Here is a 26,626-nt window from a genome sequence, read left to right as displayed (position 1 = left end):
TGGCGGAGCGCGTCACTCGATCGCGGCGGGGCGCAACAACAGGCTGTGGACCTCGACTTTCAGGGCTTGGGCAATCTCGAAAAGCGTGATGACGGTTGGGTTGCGCTTTCCGTTTTCCAGCTCGCTCAGGTATTGCTGACTGAAGCCGCAGGCCTCCGACAGTGCCCCTTGGCTCATCCCAATTCGCCGCCGCGCCGAGCGGACGTTTGCCCCAACCAGAATTCGCATATCCACAGGCGGGTGATGCCAGATGATGGGCGGACATTGCATCCACTATAATATGTAGATAGGCGGGCCTTGCCTATTGTAGCGTGCGGGGCACGGAGGAGGAATACGTTGGTCGGAGCTCGCAGTGCCACTAGCCGCTACACCCGTTTGCGTGAGGATCTGGACCGTTCGATTTTCAACACGAATTGGTACGAAGTGGACACCCGCAAGGTCGAAACAGCCCATGAATTGAGCTTTGCGGACATCTTCTCGGGAGCGGGCGGCCTGTCGGTCGGCTTCCGGGCGGCTGCCTATGCCAAGATGTTTTCGGTCGAGATCAATGAGTATGCCTCGGCGACGATCAGGACGAACTTCCCGGGCAGCGTGCATTTCGAGCGGCCGATCGAGGACATCACCGCGCAGGACATGATCGGTGCCCTGGCCGGCAGGCCGCTGGATGTGCTGGCTGGCGGCCCCCCGTGCCAGGGCTTTTCCGTGGCGGGTTCGCGCCGCATCGATGATCCGCGCAACAAGCTGTTCCTGGAGTTTTGCCGAGCGGTCGAGGCCTGTCAGCCCAAGTACTTCGTCATGGAGAATGTGCCCGGCATTCTGACCATGCAGAAGGGCGCGGTCATGGAAGCCATTCTCAAGCGTTTTGAGGAAATTGGTTATCCAGACGTCTCCGTGCGGGTGCTGGAGGCGGCAGAGCACGGCGTACCGCAACTGCGAACGCGGGCAATTTTCATCGGGAATCGGCTGGGGAGCAAGAACCCCTACCCGCAACCTACGCATCACAAGGCGAACTATTTATCCATTAATGACGCGATCGATGATCTCAAGGATGCTCCGCGATCCGCATCGAACAATCATGAATGGACGGCGCACAGTGCCCAGTTCGAGGAAAGAATTTCCAGGGTTCCGCCCGGTGGGTCGCTATACGAGACCTACAGGGATGCGTTCAAGCGGCAGTATTCCGGCGTCCCCAGCATGGCGGCCAAGGAGAACCATGGTGGGGTCCACATCCACCATGAAAAGAACCGGGTGCTTTCGGCGCGAGAATTGGCAAGGCTGCAAACCTTCCCCGATGCGTTCTTCTTTGAAGGCGGCATGAAGAAGGCCTATTGGCAGATCGGCAATGCAGTGCCTTGTCGGTTGGCCGAGAAGATAGCCCTTGCGCTGCGCCACGCCATCAGGCCCGATCGGCCTTCGCTTGTAAGCTAGAGCGCCACTTGCCGAGATCATACCAGCCACATCCGATGCAGCCGCGTTCCGCGTCCTTGCCCGTTCGCGGGACGTCGGTAGGCCAGGCTTTGGTGCCTTCATAGTAATAAGTGATCCCGAACGGGGTTCCCCGTTCGTTGGTGGCGAGGCATTGTCGGCAGACTTCCCGCTTCTGTTGGTTCCGCTGGTTGGTGATGAGTTGGAAGTCCGCCCTGATTTCCGCATCACTCAAATGGTCGAGGGAATCCCGCTTGGTATCGCGATCCCACCGGATTTCCGGAAACTTGTGATCCGGCAGAAGATGCTTCGGGTTTCCGGCCTTTCCTTCGAATGCATCATGATTGCGAAGCACGCGGATGATCCTGGTTCGCAGGGCGCCCGACCAATATTCATAGCCGGTCCTTGATCCCAGGCGGCGCGGGACGAGCATGAACTCCAGATCGCGCGTTCCTTCGCGCCTGCGGGTTCCAATTGTGAAGCCAGCTTCCTTCAGATCCTGCAATCTTCGGGCAGGATTGGAATTCGCCGGGAGTTCGCCGTAAACAAACCAGGCGAAATTCTCGGCCATCTTGTCGAAGATGGGCTTGGTCACGTCAGACCGCGATGCGTGCCAGAAAGCGGCGGCCTCGGCCCGCCATGCATCCCTGTGCCGGGGGGCCAGGCTTTCATACATTTCGCGCACATAAGCGTCGATTTCGGCGTCACCCTCCAGCTCCAGTCCGGCCCGGCGGCATTTGATCGGGAACGCGAGGTGCCATGGCTCCCGGCCCTCGTATTCGAAGGTCACATTTACGTGTTCCTCGGCCGCCTTGGAATGCGTCCAGCGTGTGTTGATGCGATATCCCATGCCGTCCAGACAGCACGTTGCCGGCTGAATGGGTATCTTCTATAATATGTGCGCCCCGGGAGGTTCGGAGTGAAGCGGCCTATTGTGTGCGTTTATTTGTTTCGAGTTGCACATCTATACCGCGTGCAACTTAGATATCTCCCGGATTTACCGGAGGTGTAAGGCTACTGCGGGCGAGGGCTTCGCCGTAGCTGTCCCAGGTGCCGCGTTCGCCCCGGTTGAGCGAGAGCGCGTCGGCGCGGGCGCCGGGGTCCTGGTCTGGCCCCTCGAACGCGCGGGCGGCGAGATCGCGCGAGGAGGCGCGGCCGTCGAGCGGATCGATGATCCGCCGGTCGATCCGCCAGCCCTGGCTCCCGCGCGACAGATAGATGCGCGAGATGCTGAGGCGCAGCAGGACCGGTTCGCCGTCCTTGCGGCCGTAGATCAGGTTGTAATTGGTGGCGATCGCCCGGTCGCCTTCCAGCTCGACATGGGGCAGGCTGCCGATATGGGCCGCGCCGTGGCCGGTGAGCGTGCGGTGGCCCACGCTGTTCATCATCGCGCGGATATCGGCAAGGCCGTCCATGTACTGGAAATCGCGCACGTCGTAGATGCCGTGCTCGGCATAGACGCGGCCCATGTCTTCGAGGTTGCAGCCATCGACCGTGGGGCCATAGGCCGAGATGACGTTGTAGATGGCGAGGCGGTCCTCGATCGCCTGCAGGCGTTCCTCCACGGATGGCATGGCACATCTCCCTTGTTTTCGTGATTCGGCCAGGTTGGCCGGGCCGGAGCCTTCCCGCAAGCCGGCGGGCATCGCCCGGGCGCAATCGTCACGCGCCTGCCGCCGGCGGCAAAGGCGCGCGATCCGGCTTGCCGCTGGCGGCAAAGGGAGGCATGGCCGGGCCAACCGCAATTGCCGAGAGGGAAGCCGTCATGGTCCGTGAAGCCGTCATCGTTTCAACCGCCCGGACCGGCGTCGGCAAGGCCTATCGCGGCGCGCTCAACGATACCGATGCCCCGCGCCTCGCCGCCCACGTGATCGACGCCGCATTGGGCCGCGCCGGGATCGATCCCGCGCTGATCGACGATGTCTATGTCGGCTGCGCCAACCAGTGGGGCACCCACGGCTACAACATCGGCCGCATGGCGGCGCTGGCCTCGTCGCTGCCGCTGGAGGTGCCGGGCGTCTCGATCGACCGCAAGTGTTCCTCGGGCCTCAATGCCCTGGCCATGGCCGCGCGCGGGATCATCGCCAACGAATATGATGCCGCCGTGGTGGCCGGCGTGGAATCGATCTCGCTGTCGATCAACGCCCACATCCAGCCCAACTGGCGGCGCGAATCGGACACGGTGAAGGCGCACGATCCCCACGCCTACATGGCGATGATCGAGACCGCCGAGATCGTGGCCGAACGCTACGCGGTCAGCCGCGAGGACCAGGACGCCTTCTCCGCGCTCAGCCACCAGCGCGCCGCCGCCGCCCAGGCCGCGGGCCGCTATGCCCAGGAGATCGTGCCGATCACCGTGGACAAGGCGCTGTCCGACAAGGAAGGCAATCCGCTGGGCCACGAGACGGTGACCCTCGCCGCCGACGAGGGCGTGCGCGGCGATACCACGGCCGAGAAGCTGGCCGGGCTGAAGCCGGTGTTCAAGGGTGGCATGACCATGGCCGAAGGGCGCTTCGTCACCGCCGGCAATGCCAGCCAGCTTTCCGACGGCGCCTCGGCCCAGGTCCTGGCCGACCGCGCCACGGCCGAGCGCGAGGGGCTGCCGATCCTGGGCATCTACCGCGGCTTCCAGGTGGCCGGGTGCAAGCCGGAGGAAATGGGCATCGGCCCGATCTACGCGATCCCCAAGCTGCTGGCGCGCCACGGCCTCGCCGTCGACGACATCGGCCTGTGGGAGATCAACGAGGCCTTCGCCAGCCAGGCGATCTATTGCCAGCGCTTCCTGGGCATCGATCCCGAAAGGCTCAACGTGGACGGCGGCGGCATCGCCATCGGCCACCCCTTCGGCATGACCGGCTCGCGCCTGGCCGGCCACGCCCTGATCGAAGGCAAGCGGCGCGGCGTGCGCCATGTCGTCGTCTCGATGTGCGTGGCCGGCGGGATCGGCGCGGCGGCCTTGTTTGAAGTGGTATAGCGCGGCACCGGCCCGCTCCCCCACCCGACCACCCAACGATAGTAGCCTATGGGTGGTCGGGTGGGGGAGTGGGCTGGTGCCGCCAAGGGAAAGCCGGACGGCTTTCCCGCACCCAACAAATTAGATAGCACGGCAGCTACTTGCGCCCCGGCGCGGGCAAAGCTAACCCGGGCGCGGCAATGACCAGCAGTTTCCACGAGAACGGGACGGATAGCACGATGACGGGCAAGATTGTGGTAATCACGGGTGCTGGTGGCGGCCTCGGTCGGGCGCTGTCGCGGCGCCTGGCGAGTGACGGCGACACGGTCGTCATGCTCGGGCGGACCCTGTCGAAGCTGGAGGAAGTGGCGACGGGCATCGGCGAGCGCGCCGTGCCGATCGCCTGCGAGATCACCTCGCCCGATTCGGTGCGCGCCGCCTTCGCGCAGATCGCCGAGACGTTCGGCCAGATCGACGCCCTGATCAACAATGCCGGCCTGTTCCAGCCCAGCACCCTGCTGGAGGCGAGCGACGAGCTGATCACCGATGCGGTGATGACCAACCTGGCCGGCACCGCCTTCTGTGCCCGCGCGGCGATCCCGCTGCTCAAGCGCGGCGGCCACATCATCAACGTGACCTCGGAATCGGTGGCGATCCCGCTGCCGTTCCTGACCATCTACCAGGCCTCGAAGGCGGGGGTGGAGAACTTCACCCAAATGCTCAACCTGGAGCTTTATGATCGCGGCATCCGGGTCAGCACGGTCCGCGCCGGGACCATGGTGGGCGAGGGGATGTCGGCCAAGATCGAGCCCGAGACGATGATGCGGATGTTCGCGGATGCGGGCAAGCGCGGGATCGACATGATGGCGCGCGGCGCGTCGAGCTACGAATCCACGGTCGACGCCTTCCGCCTGATCCTCAATTCTCCGGCGGATCTCTATGTCCCCTCGGTGGCCTTCCACGGGCTGCCGGCGGGCTGGACCGACGCGGGCTGAGCCTGCTTGCGCGCAAGCGCCGCGCCCCCTTGCGCGGCGCGATTGGTTTTCGCACCGCCTGGCCGGTGCCACAGGAAGGAATGCGACCATGACCCTGCCCGAAGGCAAGCTCTATATCGATGGCAAGCTGCGCGGCGCCGCCGGCGGCAAGACCTATGACGTGATCGGTCCGTGGACCGGCGAGGTCGTCGGCCAGGCGGCCGATGCTTCGGCGGCCGACGTGGAGGAGGCGATCGCCGCCGCCCGCCGCGCCTTCGACCAGACCGACTGGCCGACCAACGAGGCGCTGCGCCTCGACCTGGTTCGCAAGTTCGAGGCGGGCCTCAAGGCCAACCGCGACCGCTTCGTGGAACTGGCCCGGGTGGAAGGCGGCGCCGCGTTGGCGGCGACTTCCGGCCCGATCGTCGATATGCCGCTGGGCTACTGCGGCCAGCTGATCGCGCTTTACGGCAAGGTCGAATGGACCAAGGACATGGGCCAGGCCGAGGTCTGGGGCCGCAAGAGCGACCGTTTCGTGGTCAAGGAGCCTTCGGGCGTGGTCGGCGCGATCACCCCGTGGAACGTGCCGCTCTACATCGCGGTGGGCAAGGTGATCCCGGCCCTGCTGGTGGGCTGCACCGTGGTGCTCAAGGCCGCGCCGGAAACCCCGCTGATCAACGCCCTCCTGGGCGAGGTCGCCGCCGAAGCCGGCTTCCCGGCGGGCGTGTTCAACGTGATCACCTCGGGCGATCCGGCGACGGCGGGCGAAATGCTGGTCACCGATCCGCGCGTCGACGTGATCTCGTTCACCGGATCGACCGCGATCGGCAAGCGGATCATGGAGCGCGCCGCGCCCACGCTGAAGCGCCTGTTCCTGGAACTGGGCGGCAAGTCGGCCACGATCGTGCTTGACGATCTGGAAGACATCTCGCCGATCCTGATGGGCTCGCTGGTGTGCTTCCATGCGGGGCAGGGCTGCGCCTATCCCACCCGCCTGCTGATCCCGCGCAGCAAGTATCCCATGGCCGTCGCCATTCTTGAGCAGGTCTATGCCGGTTATGCCCAGGTCTGGGGCGGCTATGACGATCCGGCCAACGTGATGGGGCCGGTGATCTCGGCCAAGCAGAAGGCGCGGGTGCTCGACTATATCGCCATCGGGCAGCAGGAAGGCGCCCGGCTGCTGGCCGGCGGCAAGGCGGCCGAGGGCAAGGGCGAGGGCTTCTTCATCGAGCCGACCTGCTTCGTCGACGTTACCAACGAGATGCGGATTGCGCGCGAGGAGATCTTCGGCCCGGTCCTGGTGGTGATCCCCTACGATGGCGACGAGGAAGCCATCCGCATCGCCAACGACAGCGACTATGGCCTGTCGGGCGGCGTCTATGGCGCCGACCGCGAGCGGGCGCTGGGCGTCGCGCGGCGGCTGCGGACCGGCTCGGTCAACGTCAACGGCGGCATGGCGATCATGGCCGACCTGCCGTTCGGCGGCTACAAGCAGAGCGGCATCGGCAAGGAATGGGGGCTGGAGGGCTTCGACGAATACCTCGAGACCAAGTCGATCGGCGTCGGGGTGGCCGGCTAGGTGCCCGGGCCGGGCGCAGCCGAACGGGAACGGCCCGGCTATCGCCGGCGCATCCTGATCGAGCCGGCGCCCGGCCGGGTGACCGCCGAACTGGAAGACGACTATCACCGCATGGTCGTCACCCTCGGCCATGATGGCGCGCGGGTGACCTCGGTGGAGGCGGCGATGAAGCGTTCGCCGTGGACGACCTGCCCCGGCGCGATCCGCCAGTTGGCCCAGACCTTCACCGGGCTGACCCTGGACGCGGCCGGCGCGCGGGCCGAGAAGACGCGCAATTGCACCCACCTGTTCGATCTGGCCACATTCGCCTGCGCCCATGCCGGCGAGGCGGGGCCGGTGGCCTATGAGATCATTGTCACCGATCCGGTCGACGGCGCGCAGGTGACGCAGCTGTGGCGCAATGGCGCGCTGCTGTTTGACTGGCGCATGGCAGGCGGGCGCTTCGCCGCCCCGGCGGAGCTGGCCGGGGCCGACCGTTCGGCCATCCCCGGCTGGGTGGCCGCGCAGCCGCCCGAATTGCAGGAAGCCGCCCGCATCCTGCGCTGGGCGGCGATGATCGCCATCGGGCGCGGCCATGACATTCCCGCCGGGATCGATGCCACGCGGTTCGGCAGCGGCGCCTGTTTCTCGTTCCAGCCCGAGGTGGCCGGGATCGCCCGCCGCCGCCCCGGCGCCGACGTCGATTTCGCCGCGATCGGCGCGCCGCCCATGGCCGACCGCGACGCGATGTTCGGCCCGGCCTGATGGGGCTGCGCCGCCACGCGCCGCGACTGGCCAACCGGCGATCCTGGGCGGAAATGCTGGCCCTGCTTGATGAGGTGTTCGCGTGATCGTTTATGGAAGCTCCGTTTCGCCCTTCGTTCGCAAGGTGCGCGCCTTTGCCGCCGAGAAAGGGCTGGAGCTACGGCTCGCCCCGCCGCAGGAGGATCCCGAGGGGTTCCGCGAGGCCAGCCCGTTCGGCAAGATTCCGGCCTTCCGCGACGGCGATTTCCTGATTTCGGATTCCTCCGCGATCGTCGCCTATCTTGATGCGAAGTTCCCGGAAGACCCGCTGATCCCCGCCGATCCGCGCGATCGCGCCCGGGCGATCTGGTTCGACGAATATGCCGATACCATCGTGCAGGAGGCCGTGGCCAAGGTGTTCTACCACCGGGTGGCCGCGCCGCTGTTCTATGGCAAGCCGGGCAAGCCGGAAGTGGCCGACCAGGTCGAGCGCGAGGTCTTCCCGCGCCTGGCCGCCTATCTGGAGCGCAGCGTGACCGATAGCGGCTTCCTTGTGGCGGGCCAGCTGACCCTGGCCGATATTGCGGTGGCGAGCGCCTTCGCCTCGCTGGCCGAGGGCGATTGCCGGCCCGATCCGGCGCGCTACCCCCGCGCCGCCGCCTGGCTGGCGGCGATGTGGGCGCGCCCGGTGTTCGCCGCGCTGCTGGCCGAGGAAGAGGCCTTGCTGGCGAGTATGGCGCCGCGCTGAGGGCGGCTCAACTGAAGTCGGAGCCGCCGTCGACGTTGATCATGGCCCCGGTCATGTAGCTGTTCACCTTCGAGCCGAGGAAGGCGACCACCGGTCCCATTTCGGCCGGATCGCCGGCGCGGGGCATGAAGGCCGGGTGGCCGAAATGCTCGTCGATCTTCCGCATGATGTCGTGAAGATCGTCGGGATCGCCGCCCACGCGGGCGACGAAGCCCTTGAGGGCAGGGCTGGCGAAGCTGCCGGGGCAGACCGTGTTGGCGAGGATGCCCTCCCTGGCGAGGGTCATCGAGAGGTTCTTGGTCACGCTGACGATCATCGCCTTGTCGGCGGTATAGCCGATCAGGGTGGGCGACTGCCGCTTGACCGAATGGGCGGCGAAATTGACGATCCGCCCCCACTCGGCCTTTCGCATCAGCGGCAGCGCGGCCCGCACACAGCGGACCATGCCAAGGGTGCCGGCATTGACGACGGCCAGCCAGTCCTCGTCGGAAAGCTCGTCGAAGGTGCCGGTGCTGTCGGGGCCGGAGACGTTGACCAGGGTGTTGATATGGCCCCAGCGCGCGCCGATCGCGGCGAAGGCGGCCTCCACCTCATCGGGCTTTCCCACGTCGCAGCGGAAGGCGGCGGCATCGGCGGCGCCCAGCGCCTTCAGCGCGGCGACCGCTTCATCGAGATCGGCCTGGGTGCGCCCCAGGATGCCGACCCGCGCCCCATCGCGCGCGAAGCATTCCGCCGAGGCCCGGCCCATCCCGCGCGATCCGCCCTGGACCACGACCACCGCATCCTTCAGCCCCAGGTCCATCCGTTCCCTCCCTTGCTTGCCCGGCCCGGCGCCGGGATCAGTTCCAGCTCTTGCCGTATTCCCCGGCGTGGAGCACCTGGCCGGTCTTCGTGGCCGCGCTGTGCTGGGCCAGCGCCACGATCGGCGGGCCGACCGCTTCGGGGGTGCAGGGCGTGACCCAGCCCTGCTCCTTGAATTCGGCGACGGCGACGGCATCGACCGTGTTCCAGGTTTCGGTATCGACCGGCCCCGGGCTGAGCGCGTTGACCGCGACCCCGAAGCCCTTCAACTCTTCCGACATGAAGTGGCTGAGGCGGTTGAGGCCGGCCTTGGTCACGCAGTAGAGCAGCATATCGTCGTGGCCGCGGTGGCCCTTGTCGGTGTTGCCGGCGACCGCCGAGGTGAGGTTGACGATCGAGCCGGAGCCCTGCCGCTTCATGATCGGGGCCACCTCGCGCATGGTGAGGTAGGGGCCGCGCAGGTTGACGGCCATGTGGTGATCCCAGGTCGGCAGGTCGATGGCGAAACTGTCGTGGTGGGTATAGACCGCGGCATTGTTGATCAGCACGTCGATCCGGCCGAATTCGGCCACGGTTTGCGCGACGAGCGCCTTCACCTCGGCCTCGCTGGTGACGTCGCAGCGCCTGGGCACGATCCTGCCGGGCAGCCCTTCGCCCGCCGCGGCGGTTTCCATGAGTGTGCCGGGCGTGGCGCTTTCGCCCAGGTTGCGGGCGGCGGCGACCACCGTGGCGCCCTGGCTGGCCAGCGCGATCGCATAGCAGCGGCCGATGCCGTAGCTTGCCCCGGTCACGATGGCGACCTTTCCGGCAAGGGGAAGTGGGCTGGATTGTGTCATGACAGGCTCCCGGCAGGTTTTCGTTGGGCAGGCCGGGCTGGCGGCGATCCGCCGCCCGGCATGGGTGTGGCCAATCGTCTAGATGATAGGAGGGCGCCGGGCAAGGCCGGGGGCGGGCGGGGAGTGCGCTTAGAGGGTCGAGCCGCCGTCGATCGCCACGATCTGGCCGGTGAGGTAGCGGGCCTGGTCGGAGGCGAGGAAGGCGAACAGGTCGCCCGCCTCGTCTGGCGTGGCGATGCGGCCGAGCCGCGCCATCTTCCATACCCGGTTGAACACGCTGGAGAACATCCCCGCCTCGTCGCGCGCGCCAAGGCCCGGATCGGGCGGCAGGTTGGCGGCGACGGTCTCGGCCGGGGCCGGGGTGACCACGCCGATCGCCACGCCGTTGCAGGTGATCTGGTACTGCGCTTCCTCGGCCGCGATCTGGCGGATCAGGGCATCGACCGCGCCCTTGGAGAAGGGCGAGATCCCGTCGAGATCGATCACCCGGCGGTTGGCCATGGTGGTGCACAGCACGATCCGCCCGCCGCCGCCCCGGCGCATCACCGGCACCACGTGGTGGACCACCCGGAAGAAGGCCAGCGCATCGCCCGCAACGAAATCGGCGACCTGTTCGGGGGTGAAATCGGCGATCGGGTTGAACGGCACCGGCGCGCCGGCGGGAACGTGGAGCGCGCGCAGCTGGCCGCCCACCTCCTGCGCGAAGGCGATGGTGGCGAGGATCGAGGCATCGTCGCCCATGTCCATCTGCCGCGCCCAGACCTGGTGCCCCTCGGCGCGCAGGTCGGCTTCGAGCCTGGCGGCGAAATCGCCCTTGCTGCGATAGGTGAACACGGTCGGCACGCCGGCCTGGGCGAGGCGGCGGACCACGCCCTGGCCCACGTTGCCGGTGCCGCCGGTGACCAGCGCGCAGCCTTCGGGATAGGTGAGGGTAATCGGCATCGGGTGCTCCCTGATCGCATTCTGCGCGCGTGGCGCTGGCCAGCAGCCTGTCTTGCGTGTCCGCCACGGGCCGGGTAGCGACTATGGGTTCATGCGGTCCATGCCGCAACCGGCGCGACCCCTGGCCCGCGCAAATCGCCGGTGCGAAGAGTGGGCCGGTGCGAAGAATGCCGGTCGCCGGGACGCATGGGGCCGGGGCCGGACAGGGGAGAGGTGCCGATGCTGTCGTGGAAAGTGGGCGCGGTCACGGTGAGCGCCGTGGTGGAATCGCTGCGGATCGTGCCGGACGCGGTCCAGCCGGTGTTCATTCCCGCCGCCACGCCCGATGCCCTGCGCCGGATCGCCTGGCTGGCGCCCCATTTCATCGATGCCGACGGGCGGCTGCGGATCGCGATCCAGGCACTGCTGGTCGAGGCGCCGGGGCTGCGGCTGATCGTCGACACCTGCATCGGCGAGGATGGCACCGCGCCCGAAACCGCGCCCTTCCTTGCGGCCCTGGCCGAGGCCGGCTGGCCGCGCGACAGCGTGACCCACGTGCTGTGCACCCATCTCCACTTCGATCACGTGGGCTGGAACACCTGCCTGGAGGATGGCCGCTGGGTGCCGACCTTCCCGCGCGCGCGCTACCTGTTCGCCCGGATCGAGCACGAGCACTGGTCGGGCCGGGACGATCACGACGCGCCCGCGATCCTTGCCCGCTCGGTCCAGCCGGTGCTCGATGCCGGGCTGGCCGACCTGGTGGAAACCGATCATCGCCTGAGCGCGGAGGTACGGCTCGTGCCCACCCATGGCCACACCCCGGGCCATGTCAGCGTGCGGATCGAATCGGAGGGGCACAGCGCGATGATCACCGGCGACATGACCCACCATCCCTGCCAGATGGCCCGGCCCGACTGGGCGACCGGGTTCGACAGTGACTGCGCCCAGGGGGTCCGCACCCGCGAGGCGGTGTTCGCCGGGCTGGCCGGTTCGCCCACCCTGCTGATCGGCACCCATTTCGCCGCGCCGACCGCCGGGCTGGTGGTGCGCGACGGCGAGGGCTTCCGCCTGGTTACAGGCTAGGGTCGGGCCGGCCCAGGATTGCCGGGCCGCGATGGCGGGCTGCCAATCTGCATATTTACAAGTTTGTGGATATTCGATATTTGCCGGGGCCAGAGGGTGGCGCCAGCGACCGCCCCGATGCTTCCTGTGGGGACTTTGCACATGACCAACAAGCCGAATTTCCCGGTCTACGACGCCGACCACCACCTGTATGAGCCGCGCGAGGCCTTCGAGCGCTATCTGCCCGAGCGCTACAAGCGCGATTTCTACTTCGTCGAGAAGGACGGGCGGACCAAGCTCGTCATCAACGGGATGCTCTCCGAATACATCCCGGTGCCGACCTTCGACGTGGTTGCCGCGCCCGGCGCCTGGGAACCCTGGTTCCGTTCGGAAAACCCCGAAGGCAAGACCCGCAAGGAAATGCAGGGCAAGGCGATCCGTCCGCCCCAGACCTGGCGTTCGGGCGAGGGGCGCATCGCCATGCTCGATGAGCAGGGCTTGCAGGGCGCGCTGGTGTTCCCGACCCTGGCCTCGGTGATCGAGGAGCGGATCGGCGCGCGCGGCGACGTTTCGGCCGCGCTGTTCCACTCGCTCAACCAGTGGACCGCCGACGAATGGGGCTTCGCCCGCGAAGACCGCCTGTTCTCGGTGCCGTTCATCAGCCTGACCGATGTCGACAAGGCGGTCGAGGAACTGGAATTCGTGCTCAAGGCCGGCGCGCGCTGCGTCAACATCCGCCCGGCGCCCGTGCCCGATATTCGCGGCAGCCGTTCGTTCGGTTTCGAGGAATATGATCCGTTCTGGGCGCGCGTCGCCGACGCCGGGATCTTCGTGACCATGCATGGCTCGGACAGCGGCTATGACAAGGTCACCAACTGGTGGAAGGGCAGCCAGTCCGAGTTCAAGCCGTTCGAGCGCGATACCTTCGGCGCCGCGATCGACCTGATCGGCATGGCGACGACCCATTCGATGCTCGCGCTGATCTGCCACGGCGTGTTCGACCGTCACCCCACGCTCAAGGTCGTCTCGGTCGAGAACGGCAGCGACTGGATCGGCCCGATGCTGTCGCGGCTCGACGGCGCCTATGGCAAGATGCCCTCGGCGTTCAAGACCCACCCGCGCGACCAGTTCCAGAAGCACGTCTGGGTCGCCCCGTTCTACGAGGACGACGTCAACGAGCTGAAGGAACTGATCCCGGTCGAACGGACCCTGTTCGGCAGCGACTATCCGCATCCCGAAGGCGTGGCCCAGCCGCTCCAGTACCTGGAGGACTTCAAGGACTACACGCCGGACGAGCTGGAGAAGGTCTTCTCCTCCAACCTCAAGGGTCTGCTCGAAGGCGCCGCGATCTGATCGCGCGGCCCTGAGCCGAACACACGAAGGCCGCGGACGGGACGCCCCGTTCGCGGCCTTTGTCGTTTCGGGCGGCGGTCGTTTTCGGCGCCTGGCGTTTCAGGCGGCGCCGATGTCCAGCGCGTAGATGCGCTGGGCGGTGCCGCCCATGACCTTGCGGCGATCCTCCACCGGCAGGTCGGCCAGCCCGGCGGCGAGGTGCGCGCGCGCGCCGGGGTAGAGGCAGGTGGGGTGGGGATAGTCGGTTTCCACCATCACGTTGCCGGCGCCCAGCTGGCGCACGGTTTCGGACAGGGTCTTCTGTTCGAACCAGACCGTGCCGTAGATCTGGCGGTGGAACACGTCGCGGATCGGCTCGTGCGCGGTGAGGCCGGCCTCGGCCATCTGGTATTCGAGCGCTTCGAGCATGAACGGCAGCCAGCCCGCGCCGCTTTCCACCGAGACAATGGAGAGGGCGGGCCAGCGTTCGAGGAACCGCGACATCAGGATATTGCCGAGCACGCGCATATTGCTGACGAACATCATGGTCGAGCCGAAGGCGAGGCGTTCGTCGTTGGAGAAGCCGGGCCACTGGCCGGTGCCGAACCAGGTCATCGAATCGTCGGAGGCGCCGATGTGGAAATTGACCGGCAGGTGGCGGTCGGTGCAGACCTCCCACAAGGGGTCCCAGTAGCGATCGCCCAGCGGCGGCAGGCCGTGGACGTGGGGATCGGAATTCATGTTGATCCCGCGCAGGCCCATGTCGGCGCCGCGCGCCGCCTCGGCCACGCAGAGCGTCACGTCCCACCACGGCATCATGATCATCGGGAAGATGCGGTTGCCGGATTCGGCCTGGAATTCGGCCATGGCATCGTTGAGCAGGCGGGTGGCGACAAGGCGCAGCTCGGGATCGACCAGCATCGCCTTCTGCCCGCCGAAACCGAGCAGGTTGGTATAGCCGATCTGCGCGGCAATGCCTTCGCGGTCCATGTAGGCCAGCCGTTCGCGCACGCTGTAGGCGCCGGGGGTGATGGCTTCGTGCCAGGTGTCGCGAAAGCCGTTGCCGCTCATCTTCGAGCCGTCGGCGCGGATCGCGCTGAAGCCGTGGGGGGCGGCGAGGCGGTGGCCGTCCATCACCCATTCGGGCTTGCCGTCGATCAGCTCGACGCGGGGCACGCGATCACGGAAGGCGGGCGTGGCGCGGGCGGTCCACAGGTCGGCCCATTCGGTAATGTGGGTATCGACGTCGACCAGCAGCAGGTCGGCATCCGGCCCATCGGCATCGCCCCCCGCTGGTTGGCCGGGCATGGTCACAGGGGCATTCATCGTGCGATCTCCCGAAGGGCTGTTACCCCAGGCTTTGCGCGCATGATGACCTGCCGGAGCGCCCGCGACAATTGCCGTTTCAGCGCGCGCGGTGATGCCGTGGCGGCATAGAACCCCGGCTCAGCCGCGCTCGCCCTCGCTGACCCACGAGCCGAGTTTCTCGGCGGCCGCGAGATAGCGCGGGTCGGCGCATTCGGCGAGCAGGTCGAGCCGGTCGGGCGAGGGTGCCCAGCCCAGTTCGGCGCGGGCGCGGGGGCTGCGCGAGCGGCTGGAGGCGGCAAAGATGATCGCGGTGGACGAGGGGCCGAAGACCTCGCGCGCCGCGCCATAGTCAAGGCTGCGGGCGGGCACGCCGCGATGGCGGGCGATTTCCTCGGCCAGCACCCGGAACGGCAGTTCGCCCGAGACCGCATGGTAGAGCGCGCCGGCCGGCGCCCTGGCGAGGGCGAGGGCATAGAGCTCGGCCAGGTCCTCGACATGGACGGTGGAATAGCAGTTCAGCCCGCGCCCGAGATAGCAGGCCGCGCCGCTGGCCTGGATCGAGCGGTGGATCTCGGTGAGGATCGCGGTGCCGCCATGGCCCCAGATCGCCGGGGGGCGCACCACGATCCCGCGCAGGCCATGGGCGCCCAGAACAAGGTTCTCGGTTTCCACCCGGCCTTCCAGCCCCTTGCGCGGAACGAAGGGATCGGCCTCGGCGAAGGTGTTCTCGCTCCAGTCGCCATCGGTGCGTTCCGAGAGGACGCCGGTGCCGCTGGTCATCACGAAGGTCTTGCCCGTGCCCGCCAGCCAGCCCAGCGCGCGGCGCACGAAGGCCTGTTCGGCCGGGATCATCAGCTGGGCGGCCCAGACCACGGAATCGTGATCGGCGAAGGCCCGGCGCATGAGCGCCTCGTCATCGAGCGAGCCGACCAGCGGCTCGGCGCCCAGCGCGCGCACGGCCTGTGCGCCGGCTTCGCTGCGGGCAAAGCCGGTGACCGGGCCATCGCGCCGCAGCCGCGCCGCCAGGTGGCTGCCCAGATAGCCAGTTGCGCCCAGGACCAGTGTCGTCATATCGCCAATTCCTCTTGTGCGAGCGGAGCAGGCAGGCTGGCACAGGTCAAGAATCCGGCCCCGAAATCGCGGGGCCGGTGTGCCGCCCCATTGCCCGGCCACGCAAGCTGGGGCAAGGCGCGGCGCAATAACCCGGATTGGCCCAACAGGCGGTGGAAGCAATGCAGTTCGAACCCAACGCAGACCAGTTGATGATCGCCGAAACCTTCGCGCGGTTCCTTGATGCCAACAGCAGCATGGAACGGGTCCGCAAGGCGATCGGCGAAGGCGGGTTCGACCGCGCGCTGTGGACGGGCCTGGCCGAACTGGGCGCCTTCATGATGCGCGTGCCGGAAGAAGCCGGCGGGCTGGGCCTCGGCATCTTCGATGCGGCGCTGCTGATGGAGGAGGCCGGGCGCACCCTGGCTTCCGGCCCGGTGGCCGAAGCCGTGATCTCCGCGCGCCTGCTGGCGCAGCTCGCCGCCGAGGGCGAGGCCGACCTGCTCGCCGCCGCCTGCGCGGGCGAGGCCGTGGTAACTCTGGCGCTGCACGATGTCGCCCGCCGCCCGGTGCAGCTGGTGGCCGGCGGCGCGGTGGCCGATGCGGTGATCGCGCGCGATGGCGACCGGATCGTGCTGGTGCGCGGCGCCCCCGGCGGGGCCGAGCCCAGCCTGGCTTCCACCCCGCTCGGCCGGCTGGACCTCGCCAGGGGCGAACGCACGGTGCTGGGCGAGGGCGCCGCGGCCATCGCCGCCCATGGCGCCGCGATCGAGGAATGGAAGCTGCTGGTTTCGGCGCAGCTCGCGGGGCTTTCGCGCGAATCGCTGCGGCTGGCCTCGGCCTATGCCACCGAGCGCACCCAGTTCGACCGGCTGATCGGCACCTACCAGGCCGTGTCGCACCCGCTGGCCATGCTCTCGACCGAGGTTGACGCGGGCAAGTACATGGTCTGGCGGGCGATCCGCAACCTGGCCGATGGCACGGCGGGCGCCGGGGCCGATATTTCCACCGCGGCCTGGTGGGCCAGCGACGTGGCCGAGCGCACCGTGGCCCAGGCGCTCCACACCTTCGGCGGCTATGGCCTGACGCTGGAATACGACATCCACCTCTACAACCTGCGCGCCAAGGCCTGGCCGCTGGTGCTGGGCGATCCGGCGAACCTGCTGGCCGAGGCCGGCCGCCGCCGCTGGCTGGGCGAGGCCGCGCACCTGCCCGATGCCGGGCCGATCTCGGTCGAGTTCGCGCTGGGCGCGGAGGCCGATGCCTTCGCCGCCGAAGTGCGCGCCTTCTTCGAGCGCACGCTCGACGACGAGCTGCGCGCCAAGGCCCACCACAGCTTCGACGGCCATGACCGGCGCATCCAGGCCGGGCTGGCGAAGGAGCGCCTGCTCTATCCGCACTGGCCCGAGCACCTGGGCGGGCGCGGGCTCAACCCCTATGCCACGCGCGCCGCGCGGCGGGTGTGGGAAGACTACGGCTGGACCACCACCTTCCTCGGCACGACCAACATCGTGGGCTACATCATGGACAAGTTCGGCTCCGACGAGGTGCGCGAGAAGGCGCTCTCGCGCGTGATCGCGGGCGAGGCGGTGTGCAGCCTGGGCTTCTCCGAGCCGCATTCCGGATCGGATGCCTTCGCCGCCAAGACCCGCGCGGTGCGCGATGGGGATGGCTGGCGGATCACCGGGCAGAAGATGTTCACCTCGGGCGCCGAACAGGCCGACTACGTGCTGATGCTGACCCGCACCAACACCGAGGTGGCCAAGCACAAGGGGCTGACCATGTTCCTGGTGCCGCTGGATGCCGAAGGGATCACGGTCCAGCCGGTCCACACCTTCCAGGACGAACGCACCAACATTACCTACTACGACAACGTCTACGTGCCCGACAGCTACCGGCTGGGCGATGTCGATGGCGGCATCCGGGTGATGGGCGCGAGCCTGGAGATCGAGCATGGGATGTCGTTCGTCGACAGCCACACCCATGCGCTGAACCGCGCGCTGGCGATCTGCCGCCGCCCCGATGGCGCGGGCGAAGTCCTGATCGACAATCCGCTGGTGCTGTGGCGGCTGGCGCGGGTGGCGGCCAATGTCGCGGCCTCCGAAGTGCTGCTCTACCGCGTGCTCTGGGCGGTGACCGAGAAGAAGCCGGCCCCGGCCTACGGGCCATCCTCGAAGATGCTCTCGTCCGAGCTGTACCGGGCCGACACGGCGACCCTGCTGGATATCACCGCGCCCGAATCGCTGGCCGTGGCCACCGAGGAAACCGAATATCTCAACGTCGCCTACCGGCTCTCGCAGGTGTCGACCGTCTATGGCGGGACCAGCGAGGTCCACCGCTCGATGATCGCCGAGCAGCAACTGGGCCTGCCGCGCACGCGCTGAACCCTTCAGCGCCCGCGCCGGAGGGCATGGCCCTTGCCAAGTGGCTGCCCTGCTCATTATCGTGGCGGGCACAAGGTTCGCCGGCGCGGCGCTTTTCGTTGGCGCCGCCGCCGGCAGGCCGAAGGGACGTCCGGCCGGGCGCGCCCGTGGCCGGGACAACAAGGGAACGAGGGACGACCATGCTCGATCAGTACGACTACATCATCATCGGCGCCGGGTCCGCCGGATCGGTGATCGCCAACAAGCTGTCGGCCGATCCCGCACGGTCGGTCCTGCTGATCGAGAGCGGGCCGGACGACAAGGATTTCCTGGTGGCGATGCCGCGCGGCGTCGGCAAGATCAACAACATCGGCAGCAAGTTCAACTGGACCTATTCGGCCCTGACCGGCGGCAACCGCCCGGCGGAGCGCTGGTTCAAGGGCAAGGGGCTGGGCGGGTCCAGCTCGGTCAACGGCATGGTCTATATGCGCGGCTCCCCGCGCGACTATGATCGCTGGGAACAGGCCGGCTGCACCGGCTGGGGCTGGAAGGACGTGGTGGCCACCTACAAGCAGCTCGAGGACCACGAGCTGGGCGCCAGCGAGTTTCGCGGCAAGGGCGGCCCGCTGAAGATCACCGTCCACCCCAAGGGCGATCCGCTGTGCGAGGCGATCATCGCGGCGGCCGGCGAAATGGGCGTCCAGCGCGCCGAGGATATCAACGATCCGAAGATGACCGTGGAAGGCTCGATCGGCTACCAGCCGTCGACCATCTGGCAGGGCCAGCGGTTCAGCGCGGCCAAGGCCTTCCTCGATCCGGCGCGCGATCGCCCGAACCTCACCATCGTGGTGGAAACCACCGTGCTCAGGATCGAGTTCGAGGGCAAGCGCGCCGTGGGCGTGCGCCTGCGCGACAAGGATGGTGAGCGCAGCGTGCGCGCGGCGCGCGAAGTGGTGCTTAGCGCCGGCGCGATCGAAAGCCCCAAGCTGCTCCAGCTTTCGGGCATCGGCCCGGCCGAGCTGCTCCGCGGCCACGGGATCGAGGTGGTGCGCGATGCCCCCGAAGTGGGCCGCAACCTGCGCGAGCACCGCCACTTCGACGTGAAGTTCCGGGTGAAGAGCCACAGCCAGAACCAGAACCTCCAGGGCTGGCGGATGGTGCGCTCGGTGCTGCAATACGTTTTGGCCAAGAAGGGTCCGATGACCTACGGCGTCCACGAGATTGGCGGCTTCGTGAAGACCGACCCGGCGCTGCCCCATGCCGATATGCAGTTCAACCTGATTTCGGTGACCACGACCAACTTCGCCAAGACCGGGGTGGTCGCGCTGGAGAAGGAACCGGGGGTCACGTTCCTGGGCTATTACACCCGGCCCAAGAGCCAGGGCGAGATCCGCATCCAGTCGGCCAATCCCGACGATGCCCCCTATATCAACGCCAACCACCTCGAGACCGAGGGCGATCGCCAGAAGGCCGTGGCGGTGGTGCGCTGGATGCGCCAGCTGGCCTCCCAGCCGGCGCTCAGGAACTGGATCGTGGGCGAGACCGAGCCGGGTCCGTCCGTCACCAGCGACGAGGAAGTGCTCAACCACGCGATGGAACTGGGCGGCACCTGCTTCCACATCTGCGGCACGGCCCGGATGGGCGCCGACGAGGCCGCCGTGGTCGATACGCGGCTCAAGGTGAAGGGTGTGGAAGGGCTGCGCGTGGCCGATACCTCGGTCATGCCGACGATCGTTTCGGGCAATACCAATGGCCCGGCGATGATGGTGGGCCTGCGCGCCGCCAGCTTCATCCTCGAGGATGCCCAGGCTTGATGTCTGGGGCCTGATTATTGACGCCTGATCGGAACGCCTGATCGGAACCGGCGGGGCTTGCGCGCCCCGCCGGTTCCGGCGCGTCAGTGTGCCGCGACCGGGGCGGCGTCGGCCGGGCCGATCTCGCGCGGCTGGACCGGCGGGAGCAGCCAGATCAGCAGGGCGCCGGTGCTGACGATCGGGATCACGCACATCAGGAACAGGTCGTAGGAGCCGGCCCGGTCATAGAGGGCGCCGGCCAGCAGCGGGCCGGAACTGGCCGCCGCGCCCACGAAGCTGATCGCGATGGCATAGGCCGTGCCGAACATCCGCGGCATGGTGCGCGCGATGATATAGGTGATGATGTCGGTCTCCGCGCCCGAGGCCAGGCCGAAGACGATCACCGTGGCCAGGTTCAGCCACAGGTTGGCGCCCGACTGGCCCAGCACCAGCACCACCGGAATGGGCAGGAGGAAGGCGATCACGCCGATCGTGCGCGTGGGCAGGCGATCGAGCAGGAACCCGGTCAGCAGGCGGCCGCTGAAGCTGGCCAGGCCCGTGGCGCTGGCGAGGAAGGCCGCGGTGGTCAGGCTGAAGCCCTTGCTCTTCATCAGCGGGACCATGTGGAAGTTGAGCCCCAGGGTGACCATGCCGAACAGGCCGGCGGCCACGACCACGAACAGGAAGGTGCGCGAGCGCAGGTTGGGCAGCACCTCGGTCCGCAGGTCGGGCGCGACGGGCCGGTTGGCCGCGGTGGTGACCGGCGCGCGCGGGATGTAGAAATAGATGAGCGGGATGATGATCGCGCCGAAGGTCAGGGCAATGGCGCCAAAGGCCAGGCGCCACCCGAAGGCCTGGACATAGGCCGCCGAGAGCAGCGGCCAGATCATCGAGGCGAGGCCAAGGCCCGCAAGCGAGACCGCCACGGCCAGCCCGCGCGAGGCATCGAACCGCCGGACCACCGCCGCCATCCAGATCGCCGGGGCGCCGAACACCCCGATCAGCCCGCTGAGCACGCACAGGAGCTGCCACTGGGTGACCGAACCGTTGATCGTGCCGAGTACCGCCAGCATCGCCAGGTGCGGCAGGATGATCACGCTCAGCACCCGCCGGGTGCCGAAGCGATCGACCATCCGGCCCGCGAAGGGCGCGATGAGGATGCCGACCAGCATCTGGAAGGTGAAGGCGCCCGAGAACTGGGCGCGGGTCCAGCCGAATTCCTTGGTGATTTCGCCCAGGAACACGCCGTTGGAATAGGCGAAGGCCGAAACGCCGGCGATCCCCAGCATGGTGGTGACCGGAAGTTGCCACATGGTGGCCCATTCCTGCCGGGCGGTGAGCGGCGCGGTCATGCGCGCGGGCTCCGGCGCGGGGCCATGGCACCAGGCCGGAGGCCGTGGCCCGTCGCGGCAAGCGTGCCGTGCAGTCTGCTGATCATGTCCACCCGGCACCTCTCCCCATGCCCCGCCCATTTCGGGCGCGAGGCTGGGTGGACCTTACAGGTCGGCGGGGCCGGTGCAACCGGGGGAATGGTCATCGCGGCCACGAATTCGGCGCGCGAAGCCTGCCGCAGATGCGAAAAGGGCGGCGCCGCAACCGGCACCGCCCCTGTCAGACCATCGCGGGGGATGGGATCAGCGCAGGCTGATGATCTCGCGCTTGGTCAGCTTGGTGACGACCTTGCCATCGACCACCGAGACCTTGTCGGCCGGGATGGTGATGAACTTGCTTTCGACGATCACGCCGATCGAGCCATCGGTGTTGACGCGGCTGATCGCGGTGATGCGGGCGCCGGTGGCGTCGCGCAGCATGGCGCCGGCCTTGACCTGGGTGGCGGCCGGAGCGTCGGCGAGAGCGGGGGTGCCGGCGACGAGGGCCAGGGCGAGAATGGCGATACGCATGGGGGAGAACTCCTGGAATCGCGGGCGAGGCGCCGGCGGAAACGAAGCAGGCTAAACATATGTATGCATTGTTCTGTCAATTGCGTTTTGTGCACCGCGACGTGCGTGGATTGCAACGCCGGTCACCACATGGTTGGCCCGCGCCCGCCGCCTCTTTCAGGCCGGCGCGATCCTGGCCGATCCCCGGTCGAACACCGGCGCGCCGCTGGCGTCGACCACCCGGAAGCGCACCTCGCCGGGCTGATCCTGCCAGATCTCGGTGGCCAGCGCCTCGCCCGGGAACACCGGCTTGACGAACCGCCCGCCCATCGCCCGCAGTCGCGCCGGATCGCCGCCGGCAGCGCCGGTCACCAGGCCGCGGCAGGCAAAGCCGAAGGTGCACAGGCCGTGGAGGATCGGCCGCTCGAAGCCCTGGAGGCGGGCCTGGGCGGGATCGGAATGGAGCGGATTGCGATCGCCATTGAGGCGATAGAGCAGCGCCTGGTCGGGCCGGGTGCGATGGACCACGCGGGCATCGGGCGCGCGCTCGGGCATGGCCGGGGTGGCCGAAGTGCCGCGCGGCCCGCCAAAGCCGCCGGCGCCGCGCACGAACAGGGTGCCCGACGAGCGCGCGAACACCGTGCCGTCGGGCCGCTGGAAGGTGGTGGTCGAGGTGACCAGCGCGCCGGTGCCCTTGTCGAGCACCGCGGTCACCTCGACCCAGGCGCTGCCCTCGCCGCTGGGCGGGATCGGGGCGAGGATCTCGATGTGCTGTTCGGCGTGGAGCAGCGAATCGGTGCGGATCCGGTCCACCGCCGCCGGGCGGCCGCCGGTCCGCATCACGGTGAGGAAGCTGGGCAGCACGGCCAGGGCGGTGTCGCGGCTGTTCTCGGTGGTGAGGGCCAGGTCGGCGAAGGGATCGTCCTGGCTGGCGCCGACCGACAGGGCATAGAGCATCACGTCCTTGTCGGTCCAGGCGACCGGAAGGGCCGGGGTCCGCTGCCCGAGCAGGGCCATGCTGACGGGTTCGCCGTGCTGGTCGGATTGGCTTGCGGTCATTCCTGGTCTCCCTGGCGGTCTGCGCGGGGTCATGGCCCGCGCGGCGCGGCAAGGACAGTCGCACGGCATCGTGCGGGCGATCAAGTTGCCTGCGCGGGCGGCCGGCGCGGCCAATCGGCCGGTCCGCCCTGCGAGTCCCGGGAAAGCAAGCGCGCTTGCTAAATTGCCGGCCTTTGATCGGAGTCAAAGAATTTCCGGCCCCGTCCCGTGAAAACCCCCTGCATTGGCGGCGGTCCCCTCGTGGACTGCGGCGCCTGCCCCGGATCGGCCGGTTGGGCAGGGCTCGTCGAGAGGAGACAGCACAGATGAAAATGGACGACATGGTGCTCATCAGCGTTGATGACCACATCACCGAACCGGCGACCGTCTTCGACAACCAGCTTTCCGGCGAGGCGCTCGCCTCGGCCCCGAAGATGATGACCGACGCCAAGGGCAAGAACTACTGGACCTACCAGGGCATGAACATGGGTTCGGTGGCGCTCAACGCGGTCACGGGCCGCGTCCGCGAGGAATACGGCATGGAGCCGACCTCGATGGACCAGCTCCGCAAGGGCTGCTGGGACGTTCACGCCCGCATCGGCGACATGGACGTGAACGGCGTCGCCGCCAGCCTCAATTTCCCCAGCTTCGCCGGGATCGACGGCGGCACCTTCTTCAACGCGCCCGACAAGACGCTCTCGCTCAAGCACCTCCAGGCCTACAACGACTGGCACATCGACGAATGGTGCGGCGCCTATCCGGACCGCTTCATCCCGCTGGGCATCCTGCCGCTGTGGGATCCCGAGCTGATGGCCGCCGAAGTGCGCCGCCTTGCTGACAAGGGCTGCCACTCGGTCAGCTTCAACGACAATCCGACCAAGCGCGGCCTGCCCTCGATCCACTCGGACTTCTGGGAGCCGTTCTGGAAGGCCCTGTCCGAAAACGACAGCGCGCTGTGCCTCCACATCGCCGCCGGCAACACCGCGCCGCACACCTCGATGGAATCGCCGATCGAGGCCTGGATCACCTGTATGCCGATGGCGGTTGCCTTCGGCGTCTCGGACTGGATGAACCTGTCGGCGCTGCACCGCTATCCGAACCTCAATATCTGTATGTCGGAAAGCGGCATCGGCTGGATTCCCTACCTGCTCGAACGGGCCGACTACACCCAGTACCAGCACAAGGCCTGGACCCATTCGGATGCCTATCGCAACAACATGAAGCCGAGCGAGGTGTTCCACCGCAACTTCTCGTCCTGCTTCATCGACGATGCCTATGGCCTGAAGAACCTCGATCTCGTGGGCGAGGACAAGGTCTGCTACGAAGTGGACTATCCGCACTCCGACGCGCCGTGGCCCGATGCCCCGGAACTGCTGTGGAAGTCGGCCCAGCACCTGACCGACGAGCAGATCGACAAGGTCACCCACCTCAACGCCATGCGGCTCTATCGCTACGACCTGTTCAGCTACGGGCCGCGCGAGAACTACACCGTGGGTGCGCTGCGGGCCAAGGCCAAGGCGGCCGGCGTCGACACCACCCCGATCTCCAGCGGCGGCGCGGCACCGCTGGCCCCGGGCGAGAAGGCCCGTCCGATCACCTCGGGCGACATCGTCTCGATGTTCGCCAAGCACGAGGAAACCGAACCGGCCTGAGCCGTGGCCCCGGCGCGGCCCCCCGTGGGTGCGCGCCGGCCCGGCATGACCGGACAAATGCCCCGTCGCTGGCAGCAGCGGCGGGGCTTTTGCGTGCGCGACCGGCGGCTTTGGCCGGTGCGGGGGGCGGCCGGTCATACCGCCGGGGCGAATTTGCTACGCCCCGGCAATGCGATCTTGCCGCCGGGGCGGTCGGGGGCGCACAGTCCGGCCATCGCGTCCGCTTCGAGACGCGCGCGGCGGGATGGGGATGCGGGATGAAGGCGGCGGTCTTGCGCGAACTGGGCGGCGCCCTTGGCATCGAGGACCTGGCCATCGCCAGCCCCCGGGCCGATGAAGTGCTGGTGCGGGTCACGGCGGTGGGCCTGTGCCACAGCGATCTCCATGCGATGCAAGGCGTTCCGCCGCTGCCCTTGCCGATGGTCCCCGGGCACGAGGTGGCCGGCGTGGTAGAACAGGTGGGCGAAAACGTGCGCCGGGTGAAGCCGGGCGACAGCGTGGTGGTCCTGCTCACCTTCCATTGCGGGCACTGCGACCAGTGCGAGAGCGGCCATTCCAACCGCTGCTTCCCGCCCGAGGCAAGGCGCGCCGCAACCGAGCCGCACCGCTTGTGCAAGGGCGCCGAACCGATCGCGCAATTCGCCAACATCGGTGGTTTTGCCGAACAGGTGCTGGTCCATGAAAGCGGCTGCGTGGCGATCACCCCCGACATCGCCCCCGACAAGGCCTGCCTGATCGGCTGCGGGGTGACCACCGGGATGGGCGCGGCGATTCGCAGCGCGGCGGTCCGGCCGGGGCAGAGCGTGGCGGTGATCGGCTGCGGCGGGGTGGGCCTTTCGGCGATCAACGGCGCGGCCATTGCCGGCGCCGGGCGGATCGTGGCCATCGACGTGCTGCCGGCCAAGCTGGCCATGGCGCGCGAATTCGGGGCGACCGACACGATCGATGCCTCGGCCGGCGGCGTGGTCGAGCAGGTGCTGGAGCTGACGCGCGGGCGCGGGGTGGACCATGCGATCGAATGCATCGGGCGCAAGGACACGATCGAGGCGGGCTGCGCGATGCTGGGCAAGGGCGGCATGGCGACCATCGTCGGCGTGACCCCGCCCGAGATGCGGATCGAACTGTCACCGCTGCACCTGATGCTGGGCGAGCGGCGGGTGCAGGGATCGTTCATGGGCGGGGTGCGGACCATGGTGGATATCCCGCGCTATGCCGAGCTTTACCTCCAGGGGCGGCTGCATCTCGATCAACTGGTGTCGCAGCGGCTGACGCTGGACCAGGTCAACCAGGGCTTCGCCGCGATGAAGCAGGGCGGGCTTGCCCGCTCGGTCATCGTGTTCGACGCCTGACCGGAACAACGGCGGCCAGCGAGGCCGCGCCAAGGGGAGTGCAAGCGATGCAGGATCTGGCGGGCAAGCGGGTGATCATCGGCGGCGGGGCCACCGGCATGGGGGCGGGGCTGGCGCTGCGCCTGGTCAGGCTGGGGGCCAACGTGGTCGTGGGCGATCGCAATGCGGCGGGGCTGAAGGCGCTGGAGCCGAAGCTGGCCGAAGGGCCGGGCCGGGCGGTGACCATGGTGTTCGACCTGATGGACGATGCCGGGATCGAGGCGCTGGTCCAGCGCTGCGTCGACGAGTTCGGCGGGGTCGACAAGCTGGCGATCCCGGCGGCCGATACCAGCGCGGAAACGATGATGGGCGACGAGCCGGTGACCAGCATGGACCCGAAGGTGTGGGAACGGGTGATGCGGATCAACGTGATCGGCCACGGCCTGCTGATGAAGGCGGCGATCCCGCACATGGTGAAGGCCGGCGGCGGTTCGATCGTGGTGATCTCGTCCGAGGCCTCGTTCCTGGGGATGAGCTATGTTCCGGCCTATTCCTCGTCGAAGGCGGCGCTCCAGGCGCTGGTGCGCCACACCGCGCGGATCGTTGGCAAGGACAACATCCGGGTCAACGGGGTCTGCCCGGGCCGGGTGATCGACGATGGCCGCGAGGAAGGGCCGACGCGGCCCGAGGTGGTCGGCCAGCCGCCGCGCAACGCCCTGCAGCGCCACGGCAAGCCCGACGACGTGGCCCGGGTGATCGCCTTCCTGCTATCGGACGAGAGCGGCTGGATCAGCGGGCAGACCATTTCCGCCAATGGCGGCAGCGATATGCGCGACTGATCCGCCGGGCTTCGGCCGGCC

General features: G+C 68.1%; 24 protein-coding genes. 13 read left to right on the top strand and 11 right to left on the bottom strand.

Features of this window, described 5'->3' with window-relative positions; genetic code table 11:
• Positions 1-12 precede the first annotated feature (12 nt).
• Positions 13-228 carry a helix-turn-helix domain-containing protein gene (locus ACFOD9_RS00400; RefSeq protein ID WP_379508098.1) on the bottom strand — a complete coding sequence of 72 codons (216 nt, stop codon included), beginning with the start codon at positions 226-228 and terminating at the stop codon, positions 13-15.
• Between the two features lie 147 nt (positions 229-375).
• On the opposite strand from ACFOD9_RS00400, the gene ACFOD9_RS00395 reads away from it, so the two are divergent.
• A complete protein-coding gene (locus ACFOD9_RS00395; protein ID WP_379508097.1) occupies positions 376-1,428 on the top strand; it encodes a DNA cytosine methyltransferase in 1,053 nt (350 codons plus the stop codon).
• Here ACFOD9_RS00395 and ACFOD9_RS00390 read toward each other — a convergent pair.
• Both ACFOD9_RS00390 and ACFOD9_RS00385 read right to left on the bottom strand, forming a co-directional pair.
• The gene (locus ACFOD9_RS00390) at positions 1,397-2,275 is read right to left on the bottom strand and encodes a hypothetical protein (protein WP_379508096.1); all 879 of its coding nucleotides are present in this window, start codon (positions 2,273-2,275) and stop codon (positions 1,397-1,399) included. The genes ACFOD9_RS00395 and ACFOD9_RS00390 overlap by 32 nt on opposite strands.
• 130 nt (positions 2,276-2,405) lie before the next feature.
• On the bottom strand, positions 2,406-2,999 hold the full coding sequence (locus tag ACFOD9_RS00385; RefSeq protein ID WP_379508095.1) for a nuclear transport factor 2 family protein: 594 nt from the start codon (positions 2,997-2,999) through the stop codon (positions 2,406-2,408).
• A gap of 191 nt (positions 3,000-3,190) precedes the next feature.
• Between ACFOD9_RS00385 and ACFOD9_RS00380 the strand changes: the two genes are divergently transcribed.
• The 5 genes from ACFOD9_RS00380 to ACFOD9_RS00360 all read left to right on the top strand — a co-directional run bounded on the left by ACFOD9_RS00380 (position 3,191) and on the right by ACFOD9_RS00360 (position 8,402).
• Positions 3,191-4,399, top strand: a complete 1,209-nt coding sequence (locus ACFOD9_RS00380) for an acetyl-CoA C-acyltransferase (protein WP_379508094.1) — start codon at positions 3,191-3,193, stop codon at positions 4,397-4,399.
• Between the two features lie 218 nt (positions 4,400-4,617).
• The gene (locus ACFOD9_RS00375; RefSeq protein WP_379508093.1) at positions 4,618-5,373 is read left to right on the top strand and encodes an SDR family oxidoreductase; all 756 of its coding nucleotides are present in this window, start codon (positions 4,618-4,620) and stop codon (positions 5,371-5,373) included.
• Positions 5,374-5,461: 88 nt separating this feature from the next.
• Positions 5,462-6,931, top strand: coding sequence for an aldehyde dehydrogenase family protein (locus tag ACFOD9_RS00370; protein WP_379508092.1), 1,470 nt, complete (start codon positions 5,462-5,464; stop codon positions 6,929-6,931).
• A complete protein-coding gene (locus ACFOD9_RS00365) occupies positions 6,932-7,675 on the top strand; it encodes a DUF2889 domain-containing protein (protein ID WP_379508091.1) in 744 nt (247 codons plus the stop codon). It abuts the gene before it with no gap.
• 82 nt (positions 7,676-7,757) lie between these two features.
• Positions 7,758-8,402: a glutathione S-transferase family protein gene (locus ACFOD9_RS00360; RefSeq protein ID WP_379508090.1), complete on the top strand. Its 645-nt coding sequence runs from the start codon at positions 7,758-7,760 to the stop codon at positions 8,400-8,402.
• A 7-nt stretch (positions 8,403-8,409) separates the two neighbouring features.
• Here ACFOD9_RS00360 and ACFOD9_RS00355 read toward each other — a convergent pair whose 3' ends face one another.
• The 3 genes from ACFOD9_RS00355 to ACFOD9_RS00345 form a co-directional block, all read right to left on the bottom strand.
• Positions 8,410-9,204, bottom strand: coding sequence for an SDR family NAD(P)-dependent oxidoreductase (locus ACFOD9_RS00355; protein WP_379508089.1), 795 nt, complete (start codon positions 9,202-9,204; stop codon positions 8,410-8,412).
• Positions 9,205-9,241: 37 nt separating this feature from the next.
• A complete protein-coding gene (locus ACFOD9_RS00350) occupies positions 9,242-10,039 on the bottom strand; it encodes an SDR family NAD(P)-dependent oxidoreductase (protein WP_379508088.1) in 798 nt (265 codons plus the stop codon).
• A 129-nt stretch (positions 10,040-10,168) separates the two neighbouring features.
• The gene (locus tag ACFOD9_RS00345; protein WP_379508087.1) at positions 10,169-10,981 is read right to left on the bottom strand and encodes an SDR family NAD(P)-dependent oxidoreductase; all 813 of its coding nucleotides are present in this window, start codon (positions 10,979-10,981) and stop codon (positions 10,169-10,171) included.
• 219 nt (positions 10,982-11,200) lie between these two features.
• Between ACFOD9_RS00345 and ACFOD9_RS00340 the strand changes: the two genes are divergently transcribed.
• The gene (locus ACFOD9_RS00340) at positions 11,201-12,043 is read left to right on the top strand and encodes an MBL fold metallo-hydrolase (RefSeq protein WP_379508086.1); all 843 of its coding nucleotides are present in this window, start codon (positions 11,201-11,203) and stop codon (positions 12,041-12,043) included.
• Between the two features lie 141 nt (positions 12,044-12,184).
• Positions 12,185-13,375: an amidohydrolase family protein gene (locus tag ACFOD9_RS00335; protein ID WP_379508085.1), complete on the top strand. Its 1,191-nt coding sequence runs from the start codon at positions 12,185-12,187 to the stop codon at positions 13,373-13,375.
• A 99-nt stretch (positions 13,376-13,474) separates the two neighbouring features.
• On the opposite strand, the gene ACFOD9_RS00330 is transcribed toward ACFOD9_RS00335, so the two are convergent.
• Together ACFOD9_RS00330 and ACFOD9_RS00325 are read right to left on the bottom strand one after the other, a co-directional pair.
• Positions 13,475-14,680 carry an amidohydrolase family protein gene (locus ACFOD9_RS00330; RefSeq protein ID WP_379508084.1) on the bottom strand — a complete coding sequence of 402 codons (1,206 nt, stop codon included), beginning with the start codon at positions 14,678-14,680 and terminating at the stop codon, positions 13,475-13,477.
• 120 nt (positions 14,681-14,800) lie between these two features.
• The gene (locus tag ACFOD9_RS00325; RefSeq protein WP_379508083.1) at positions 14,801-15,733 is read right to left on the bottom strand and encodes an NAD-dependent epimerase/dehydratase family protein; all 933 of its coding nucleotides are present in this window, start codon (positions 15,731-15,733) and stop codon (positions 14,801-14,803) included.
• A gap of 161 nt (positions 15,734-15,894) precedes the next feature.
• Between ACFOD9_RS00325 and ACFOD9_RS00320 the strand changes: the two genes are divergently transcribed.
• Together ACFOD9_RS00320 and ACFOD9_RS00315 are read left to right on the top strand one after the other, a co-directional pair.
• Positions 15,895-18,096, top strand: a complete 2,202-nt coding sequence (locus ACFOD9_RS00320; protein WP_379508082.1) for an acyl-CoA dehydrogenase — start codon at positions 15,895-15,897, stop codon at positions 18,094-18,096.
• A gap of 179 nt (positions 18,097-18,275) precedes the next feature.
• On the top strand, positions 18,276-19,889 hold the full coding sequence (locus ACFOD9_RS00315; protein ID WP_379508081.1) for a GMC family oxidoreductase: 1,614 nt from the start codon (positions 18,276-18,278) through the stop codon (positions 19,887-19,889).
• A gap of 83 nt (positions 19,890-19,972) precedes the next feature.
• Here the strand turns inward: ACFOD9_RS00315 and ACFOD9_RS00310 are convergent, their stop codons facing one another.
• From ACFOD9_RS00310 to ACFOD9_RS00300, 3 genes are all read right to left on the bottom strand, one after another.
• A complete protein-coding gene (locus ACFOD9_RS00310) occupies positions 19,973-21,220 on the bottom strand; it encodes an MFS transporter (protein ID WP_379508080.1) in 1,248 nt (415 codons plus the stop codon).
• A gap of 282 nt (positions 21,221-21,502) precedes the next feature.
• The gene (locus ACFOD9_RS00305; protein WP_379508079.1) at positions 21,503-21,769 is read right to left on the bottom strand and encodes a hypothetical protein; all 267 of its coding nucleotides are present in this window, start codon (positions 21,767-21,769) and stop codon (positions 21,503-21,505) included.
• A gap of 156 nt (positions 21,770-21,925) precedes the next feature.
• Positions 21,926-22,807 (bottom strand): MaoC/PaaZ C-terminal domain-containing protein, encoded by an 882-nt coding sequence (locus tag ACFOD9_RS00300; RefSeq protein ID WP_379508078.1) that lies wholly within the window; start codon positions 22,805-22,807, stop codon positions 21,926-21,928.
• Positions 22,808-23,112: 305 nt separating this feature from the next.
• On the opposite strand from ACFOD9_RS00300, the gene ACFOD9_RS00295 reads away from it, so the two are divergent.
• The 3 genes from ACFOD9_RS00295 (at position 23,113) to ACFOD9_RS00285 (ending at position 26,605) form a co-directional block, all read left to right on the top strand.
• Positions 23,113-24,438 carry an amidohydrolase family protein gene (locus ACFOD9_RS00295; protein WP_379508077.1) on the top strand — a complete coding sequence of 442 codons (1,326 nt, stop codon included), beginning with the start codon at positions 23,113-23,115 and terminating at the stop codon, positions 24,436-24,438.
• 257 nt (positions 24,439-24,695) lie between these two features.
• Positions 24,696-25,787, top strand: a complete 1,092-nt coding sequence (locus ACFOD9_RS00290) for a Zn-dependent alcohol dehydrogenase (RefSeq protein ID WP_379508076.1) — start codon at positions 24,696-24,698, stop codon at positions 25,785-25,787.
• A 47-nt stretch (positions 25,788-25,834) separates the two neighbouring features.
• Positions 25,835-26,605 carry an SDR family NAD(P)-dependent oxidoreductase gene (locus ACFOD9_RS00285; protein ID WP_379508075.1) on the top strand — a complete coding sequence of 257 codons (771 nt, stop codon included), beginning with the start codon at positions 25,835-25,837 and terminating at the stop codon, positions 26,603-26,605.
• Positions 26,606-26,626 lie beyond the last annotated feature (21 nt).

The organism is Novosphingobium bradum (genome assembly GCF_042646485.1).
Taxonomy (GTDB): Bacteria; Pseudomonadota; Alphaproteobacteria; order Sphingomonadales; family Sphingomonadaceae; genus Novosphingobium; species Novosphingobium bradum.
The sequence above is the reverse complement of the archived record's forward strand: the minus strand, read 5'-3'. Positions and strand labels throughout refer to the sequence as shown.

What these genes read in the sequence shown, in the direction of transcription:
- ACFOD9_RS00400 (WP_379508098.1), bottom strand. Translation starts at nt 228, where the DNA reads ATGCGAATTCTGGTTGGGGCAAACGTCCGCTCGGCGCGGCGGCGAATT.
- ACFOD9_RS00390 (WP_379508096.1), bottom strand. Translation starts at nt 2,275, where the DNA reads ATGGGATATCGCATCAACACACGCTGGACGCATTCCAAGGCGGCCGAG.
- ACFOD9_RS00385 (WP_379508095.1), bottom strand. Translation starts at nt 2,999, where the DNA reads ATGCCATCCGTGGAGGAACGCCTGCAGGCGATCGAGGACCGCCTCGCC.
- ACFOD9_RS00380 (WP_379508094.1), top strand. Translation starts at nt 3,191, where the DNA reads ATGGTCCGTGAAGCCGTCATCGTTTCAACCGCCCGGACCGGCGTCGGC.
- ACFOD9_RS00375 (WP_379508093.1), top strand. Translation starts at nt 4,618, where the DNA reads ATGACGGGCAAGATTGTGGTAATCACGGGTGCTGGTGGCGGCCTCGGT.
- ACFOD9_RS00370 (WP_379508092.1), top strand. Translation starts at nt 5,462, where the DNA reads ATGACCCTGCCCGAAGGCAAGCTCTATATCGATGGCAAGCTGCGCGGC.
- ACFOD9_RS00355 (WP_379508089.1), bottom strand. Translation starts at nt 9,204, where the DNA reads ATGGACCTGGGGCTGAAGGATGCGGTGGTCGTGGTCCAGGGCGGATCG.
- ACFOD9_RS00350 (WP_379508088.1), bottom strand. Translation starts at nt 10,039, where the DNA reads ATGACACAATCCAGCCCACTTCCCCTTGCCGGAAAGGTCGCCATCGTG.
- ACFOD9_RS00345 (WP_379508087.1), bottom strand. Translation starts at nt 10,981, where the DNA reads ATGCCGATTACCCTCACCTATCCCGAAGGCTGCGCGCTGGTCACCGGC.
- ACFOD9_RS00340 (WP_379508086.1), top strand. Translation starts at nt 11,201, where the DNA reads ATGCTGTCGTGGAAAGTGGGCGCGGTCACGGTGAGCGCCGTGGTGGAA.
- ACFOD9_RS00335 (WP_379508085.1), top strand. Translation starts at nt 12,185, where the DNA reads ATGACCAACAAGCCGAATTTCCCGGTCTACGACGCCGACCACCACCTG.
- ACFOD9_RS00330 (WP_379508084.1), bottom strand. Translation starts at nt 14,680, where the DNA reads ATGAATGCCCCTGTGACCATGCCCGGCCAACCAGCGGGGGGCGATGCC.
- ACFOD9_RS00325 (WP_379508083.1), bottom strand. Translation starts at nt 15,733, where the DNA reads ATGACGACACTGGTCCTGGGCGCAACTGGCTATCTGGGCAGCCACCTG.
- ACFOD9_RS00320 (WP_379508082.1), top strand. Translation starts at nt 15,895, where the DNA reads ATGCAGTTCGAACCCAACGCAGACCAGTTGATGATCGCCGAAACCTTC.
- ACFOD9_RS00315 (WP_379508081.1), top strand. Translation starts at nt 18,276, where the DNA reads ATGCTCGATCAGTACGACTACATCATCATCGGCGCCGGGTCCGCCGGA.
- ACFOD9_RS00310 (WP_379508080.1), bottom strand. Translation starts at nt 21,220, where the DNA reads ATGACCGCGCCGCTCACCGCCCGGCAGGAATGGGCCACCATGTGGCAA.
- ACFOD9_RS00305 (WP_379508079.1), bottom strand. Translation starts at nt 21,769, where the DNA reads ATGCGTATCGCCATTCTCGCCCTGGCCCTCGTCGCCGGCACCCCCGCT.
- ACFOD9_RS00300 (WP_379508078.1), bottom strand. Translation starts at nt 22,807, where the DNA reads ATGACCGCAAGCCAATCCGACCAGCACGGCGAACCCGTCAGCATGGCC.
- ACFOD9_RS00295 (WP_379508077.1), top strand. Translation starts at nt 23,113, where the DNA reads ATGAAAATGGACGACATGGTGCTCATCAGCGTTGATGACCACATCACC.
- ACFOD9_RS00290 (WP_379508076.1), top strand. Translation starts at nt 24,696, where the DNA reads ATGAAGGCGGCGGTCTTGCGCGAACTGGGCGGCGCCCTTGGCATCGAG.
- ACFOD9_RS00285 (WP_379508075.1), top strand. Translation starts at nt 25,835, where the DNA reads ATGCAGGATCTGGCGGGCAAGCGGGTGATCATCGGCGGCGGGGCCACC.